The 6,642-nt window shown below is 58.0% G+C and carries 1 protein-coding gene and 3 rRNA genes; 3 read left to right on the top strand and 1 reads right to left on the bottom strand.

Annotation, left to right across the window (positions count from 1 at the left end):
- Window positions 1–179: 179 nt before the first annotated feature.
- The 3 genes from E1P53_RS00785 to rrf all read left to right on the top strand — a co-directional run bounded on the left by E1P53_RS00785 (window position 180) and on the right by rrf (window position 5,523).
- Window positions 180–1,701, top strand: a 16S ribosomal RNA gene (locus E1P53_RS00785).
- 465 nt (window positions 1,702–2,166) lie between these two features.
- Window positions 2,167–5,294: ribosomal RNA gene (locus E1P53_RS00780) — 23S ribosomal RNA — on the top strand.
- Between the two features lie 112 nt (window positions 5,295–5,406).
- Window positions 5,407–5,523 (top strand): 5S ribosomal RNA (gene rrf, locus E1P53_RS00775).
- The 16S, 23S and 5S rRNA genes sit together here, the layout of an rRNA operon.
- Before the next feature lie 211 nt (window positions 5,524–5,734).
- On the opposite strand, the gene E1P53_RS00770 is transcribed toward rrf, so the two are convergent.
- Window positions 5,735–6,601, bottom strand: a complete 867-nt coding sequence (locus E1P53_RS00770; RefSeq protein WP_131733181.1) for a universal stress protein — start codon at window positions 6,599–6,601, stop codon at window positions 5,735–5,737.
- Between the last annotated feature and the right edge of the window lie 41 nt (window positions 6,602–6,642).

Raw genomic sequence — 6,642 nt, 5'->3', positions numbered from 1 at the left:
ATGGATTGTCTGATGCCGTTTTGGCATCGAGCATTCTTTACGAATGTTGATGTATTTTTTGTTCATGTCATCTGGCCCCGTCTGGGTGGCGTGAGCTGGTTTTTGGATTGGTCAGGTTTTCTTCCTGGTCTTCTAGTGTTGAAACGCCGGCTCTTGTGGGTTGGTTGTTTTGCTAGGTTTTCATGGAGAGTTTGATCCTGGCTCAGGACGAACGCTGGCGGCGTGCTTAACACATGCAAGTCGAACGGAAAGGCCCAGCTTGCTGGGTACTCGAGTGGCGAACGGGTGAGTAACACGTGGGTGATCTGCCCTGGACTCTGGGATAAGCCTGGGAAACTGGGTCTAATACCGGATATTCACTTTCTCTCGCATGGGGTTGGTGGAAAGCTTTTGCGGTTCAGGATGGGCCCGCGGCCTATCAGCTTGTTGGTGGGTAATGGCCTACCAAGGCGACGACGGGTAGCCGACCTGAGAGGGTGATCGGCCACACTGGGACTGAGACACGGCCCAGACTCCTACGGGAGGCAGCAGTGGGGAATATTGCACAATGGGCGCAAGCCTGATGCAGCGACGCCGCGTGAGGGATGACGGCCTTCGGGTTGTAAACCTCTTTCACCAGGGACGAAGCGTGAGTGACGGTACCTGGAGAAGAAGCACCGGCCAACTACGTGCCAGCAGCCGCGGTAATACGTAGGGTGCGAGCGTTGTCCGGAATTACTGGGCGTAAAGAGCTCGTAGGCGGTTTGTCGCGTCGTCTGTGAAATTCTGCAACTCAATTGTAGGCGTGCAGGCGATACGGGCAGACTTGAGTACTACAGGGGAGACTGGAATTCCTGGTGTAGCGGTGAAATGCGCAGATATCAGGAGGAACACCGGTGGCGAAGGCGGGTCTCTGGGTAGTAACTGACGCTGAGGAGCGAAAGCGTGGGGAGCGAACAGGATTAGATACCCTGGTAGTCCACGCCGTAAACGGTGGGTACTAGGTGTGGGACTCTTTTCACGGGTTCCGTGCCGTAGCTAACGCATTAAGTACCCCGCCTGGGGAGTACGGCCGCAAGGCTAAAACTCAAAGGAATTGACGGGGGCCCGCACAAGCGGCGGAGCATGTGGATTAATTCGATGCAACGCGAAGAACCTTACCTGGGTTTGACATCTACCGGACCGCTCCAGAGATGGGGCTTCCCTTGTGGCTGGTAGACAGGTGGTGCATGGCTGTCGTCAGCTCGTGTCGTGAGATGTTGGGTTAAGTCCCGCAACGAGCGCAACCCTTGTCCTGTATTGCCAGCGCGTAATGGCGGGGACTTGCAGGAGACTGCCGGGGTCAACTCGGAGGAAGGTGGGGATGACGTCAAGTCATCATGCCCCTTATGTCCAGGGCTTCACACATGCTACAATGGCTGGTACAGAGGGCTGCGATACCGTGAGGTGGAGCGAATCCCTTAAAGCCAGTCTCAGTTCGGATTGGGGTCTGCAACTCGACCCCATGAAGTCGGAGTCGCTAGTAATCGCAGATCAGCAACGCTGCGGTGAATACGTTCCCGGGCCTTGTACACACCGCCCGTCACGTCATGAAAGTCGGTAACACCCGAAGCCGGTGGCCTAACCCCTTGTGGGAGGGAGCTGTCGAAGGTGGGATCGGCGATTGGGACGAAGTCGTAACAAGGTAGCCGTACCGGAAGGTGCGGCTGGATCACCTCCTTTCTAAGGAGCACACAACATCACACGTTTCTGCCGGCGTATGTCTGTGCGGCGTGTGTGTGTTCGAGGGTGAAACATCAGACACAGCCTGTGGGTTTCGTCGCCTGACGAAACATCTGGGTTGCCGCTGAGGTCGTGAGGCCGGCGGGTTGATCGTCACACTATCGGGGTTCTGAGGGAACACACGTTTTCCTCTGAGCTGCAGATCGGGTGTGTGTCGGTGAGGTGTCCTGTGGTGGGGCGCGGAGGCATGCAGCTGGGTGCGGTGTGTGTTGTTTGAGAAGTGCATAGTGGATGCGAGCATCTTTATTTCGCGCCGGCAAGGCTGGCGGCCCCTTGTGGGGGTGGCTGGTGTTGTTGGTGTGTGATTGAGCAGAAAACTTTTGAGTTTTTGGTGATGTCTACATTCGATCCTCGTGTGCAGGGCCCTTTGTGGTTCTGTGTGTGGGGGGTTGTTTGTAGGTGTTGTTGTAAGTGTGTAAGGGCGTTCGGTGGATGCCTTGGTACCAGGAGCCGATGAAGGACGTGGTAGGCCGCGATAGTCCTCGGGGAGTTGTCAAACGAGCTGTGATCCGAGGGTGTCCGAATGGGGAAACCCAGCACGAGTGATGTCGTGTTACCACCAGCTGAATGTATAGGCTGTGTGGGGGGAACGTGGGGAAGTGAAACATCTCAGTACCCATAGGAAGAGAAAACAATAGTGATTCCGTGAGTAGTGGCGAGCGAAAGCGGAGGAGGCTAAACCATGCGCATGTGATACCGGGTAGGGGTTGTGCGTGTGGGTTGTGGGGTTCATCTTCTTCCATCTACCTGTGGAAGCGTGAGTCAGAAAACTGTGTGTTAGGTGAAGTGGCCTGGAATGGTCTGCCGTAGACGGTGAGAGTCCGGTAGCTGAAAGCACATGGTCTTGCGTGATGTTCTCCCAAGTAGCAGCGGGCTCGTGGAATCTGCTGTGAATCTGCCGGGACCACCCGGTAAGCCTGAATACTTCCTGGTGACCGATAGCGGACTAGTACGTGAGGGGAAAGGTGAAAAGTACCCGGGAGGGAGTGAAATAGTACCTGAACCGGACGCTTACAATCCGTCAGAGCCTGTGCCTCCTTTGGAGGGTGGGTGATGGCGTGCCTTTTGAAGAATGAGCCTGCGAGTTAGTGCTCGGTGGCGAGGTTAACCCGTGTGGGGTAGCCGTAGCGAAAGCGAGTCTGAATAGGGCGTTTGAGTCGCCGGGTCTAGACCCGAAGCGGAGTGATCTACCCATGGCCAGGGTGAAGCGACGGTAAGACGTCGTGGAGGCCCGAACCCACTTCAGTTGAAAATGGAGGGGATGAGCTGTGGGTAGGGGTGAAAGGCCAATCAAACTCCGTGATAGCTGGTTCTCCCGAAATGCATTTAGGTGCAGCGTCACATGTTTCTTACCGGAGGTAGAGCTACTGGATGGCCGATGGGCCCCACAGGGTTACTGACGTCAGCCAAACTCCGAATGCCGGTAAGTGAGAGTGTGGCAGTGAGACTGCGGGCGATAAGGTTCGTAGTCGAGAGGGAAACAACCCAGATCGCCGGCTAAGGCCCCTAAGCGTGTACTAAGTGGAAAAGGATGTGGGGTCGCGAAGACAACCAGGAGGTTGGCTTAGAAGCAGCCACCCTTGAAAGAGTGCGTAATAGCTCACTGGTCAAGTGGTCCTGCGCCGACAATGTAGCGGGGCTCAAGTACACCGCCGAAGCCGCGGCACTCACACGTTAGCTTGTCGGTTCTCTACGGAGGGCCGGCCAGGTGTGTGGGTGGGTAGGGGAGCGTCCTGCATCCGTGGAAGCCACAGAGTGATCTAGTGGTGGAGGGTGTGGGAGTGAGAATGCAGGCATGAGTAGCGAAAGCAGAGTGAGAAACTCTGCCGCCGGATGACCAAGGGTTCCTGGGCCAGGCTAATCCGCCCAGGGTGAGTCGGGACCTAAGGCGAGGCCGACAGGCGTAGTCGATGGACAACGGGTTGATATTCCCGTACCCGTGTATCCGCGCCCATGCTGAATCAGTTGTACTAACCATCCAGATCCTTTCCGAGGCGCCTTCGGGTGCCCGGTGGGGTGATGCGTGGGACCTCGGCTGGTAGTAGGCAAGCGATGGGGTGACGCAGGAAGGTAGTGGGGCCAGTTAGTGGTTGTACTGGTGTAAGCCTGTAGGGCGAGGCATAGGCAAATCCGTGTCTCGTGATGCCTGAGAGGTGATGCGTAGCCGTTGAGGCGAATTCCATGATCCTATGCTGCCGAGAAAAGCCTCTAGCGAGTTGGTACACGGCCCGTACCCCAAACCGACACAGGTGGTCAGGTAGAGAATACTAAGGCGATCGAGATAACTGTGGTTAAGGAACTCGGCAAAATGCCCCCGTAACTTCGGGAGAAGGGGACCCAGGCTGGTGAACACCCTTGCGGTGGGAGCTGGTGTGGGTCGCAGAGACCAGAGAGAAGCGACTGTTTACTAAAAACACAGGTCCGTGCGAAGTCGTAAGACGATGTATACGGACTGACGCCTGCCCGGTGCTGGAAGGTTAAGAGGACCGGTTAGTGGATTCGTCCGCGAAGCTGAGAATTTAAGCCCCAGTAAACGGCGGTGGTAACTATAACCATCCTAAGGTAGCGAAATTCCTTGTCGGGTAAGTTCCGACCTGCACGAATGGCGTAACGACTTCTCTGCTGTCTCAACCACAGACTCGGCGAAATTGCAGTACGAGTAAAGATGCTCGTTACGCGCGGCAGGACGAAAAGACCCCGGGACCTTCACTATAGCTTGGTATTGGTGTTCGGTACGGTTTGTGTAGGATAGGTGGGAGACTGTGAAGCCGGCACGCCAGTGTTGGTGGAGTCGTTGTTGAAATACCACTCTGATCGTATTGGACTTCTAACCTCGGACCCTGATCGGGTTCAGGGACAGTGCCTGGTGGGTAGTTTAACTGGGGCGGTTGCCTCCTAAAAGGTAACGGAGGCGCCCAAAGGTTCCCTCAGCCTGGTTGGCAATCAGGTGTTGAGTGTAAGTGCACAAGGGAGCTTGACTGTGAGACGTACATGTCGAGCAGGGACGAAAGTCGGGACTAGTGATCCGGCACCGGCAAGTGGAAGCGGTGTCGCTCAACGGATAAAAGGTACCCCGGGGATAACAGGCTGATCTTCCCCAAGAGTCCATATCGACGGGATGGTTTGGCACCTCGATGTCGGCTCGTCGCATCCTGGGGCTGGAGTAGGTCCCAAGGGTTGGGCTGTTCGCCCATTAAAGCGGCACGCGAGCTGGGTTTAGAACGTCGTGAGACAGTTCGGTCTCTATCCGCCGCGCGCGTAAGAAACTTGAGGAAACCTGTCCCTAGTACGAGAGGACCGGGACGGACGAACCTCTGGTGTGCCAGTTGTCCCGCCAGGGGCACCGCTGGTTAGCTACGTTCGGAAGGGATAACCGCTGAAAGCATCTAAGCGGGAAGCCTGTTCCAAGATGAGGTTTCTCACCCCCTCAGCGGGGTTAAGGCCCCCCACAGATCATGGGGTTGATAGGCCAGAACTGTAAGCACAGCAATGTGTTCAGGTGACTGGTACTAATCGGCCGAGGACTTACCAACAACACCACAACACCACCAGACACAAAAGTCTGAACAGTGTTCGCATCCACTATGCATCTTCTGAGACAACACACAACACAAACAAACAACTGTTGTGGTTGTTTCACAGAGTTACGGCGGCCATAGCGGAGGGGAAACGCCCGGCCCCATTCCGAACCCGGAAGCTAAGCCCTCCAGCGCCGATGGTACTGCACCTTAACCAGTGTGGGAGAGTAGGACACCGCCGAACACAACTTCAGAAAGGCCCCGTATTCGATGACCCAATCGTCGAATACGGGGCCTTTCTCATATCCCCACCACACCCGATCGTCAGTGGGCGGTTGCGTCTCGTCTGTCGAACGACGATGTCCGAACCGCCGGCACACGGGCGGATGAGAAATGCCCCGCGACCATCCGGTCGCGGGGCATTTGCAGCCTTCATGCGAGATCAGTCTGCAGGGTCAGTCAGAACCCTTGGGCACGACGATGATCGGCACCGACACCGCGCGCAGGATCTTTGCCGCGGTGGCACCGAGGAAGAGCGTGCCGGGCGAGGCCAGTCGGCTCGAGCCGACCATCACGATGTCGCCGTCATGCCACTCGAGCGACGCGATGGCCTCCTCGATCGTGTCGCCCTGGACGACGGTGGAGGTGACCGGGAAGTCTTCCGGCAGTTCGGCCCTCGCGGCCTCGAGCGCCTTCTGCGCGTGCTCTCTGGCCATCTCGACGGCGGCGTCCTCCGGTGCGTTCCGCCAGGGCTGCATGTCCCCGAGCGCGAGCAGCGACACGAGGCGGATCGGCCGGTGGGCGCGGATGCCACTGCGGATGGCGGTCTGGAACAGCAGGGGAGCACCCGGGCGGTCTCCGATCGTCACGGTGATCTCGCGGACCTCGTCGGCGCCGAGATGGGCGAATCCGGGAGGAGCGACCGCCACGGGGATCGGCGACGAGTGGAGGATGTCGTTGACGTCGGTTCCCAGGGTGTGACGACCGAGGATGCCGCCGCCGGCGCCTCCGATGACGAGGATGTCGGCGGAGATGCGTCGTGCCTCGATGATGAGGCCCTCGGCCGGGTTGGGGTGCTCGGCGATCGTCGTCGTGGACTCGATGTCGTCGGGCAGGCGCGAGGCCGCCTCGTCGAGCCACTTGCGCGCCGCGTGGTCGAGTGCGTCGGAGAGCTTCTCGACCGCGTCGTCGGCCCCCGGCGGCTCCGGCGGGATGACGATGCAGATCTCGAGTTCGGCGTCGAAGGTCCTGGCCAGGCAGGCGCCCAACGCGACGGCATCCTCGCCGCCCGAGGTGGCGATGTATCCGACGAGTAGCTTCATCGTGCCTCCCAACTACACATGACCGACCCTGTGCCAGCCTA

This window comes from Gordonia paraffinivorans, assembly GCF_900683595.1.
Taxonomy (GTDB): Bacteria; Actinomycetota; Actinomycetes; order Mycobacteriales; family Mycobacteriaceae; genus Gordonia; species Gordonia paraffinivorans.
The sequence above is the reverse complement of the archived record's forward strand: the minus strand, read 5'-3'. Positions and strand labels throughout refer to the sequence as shown.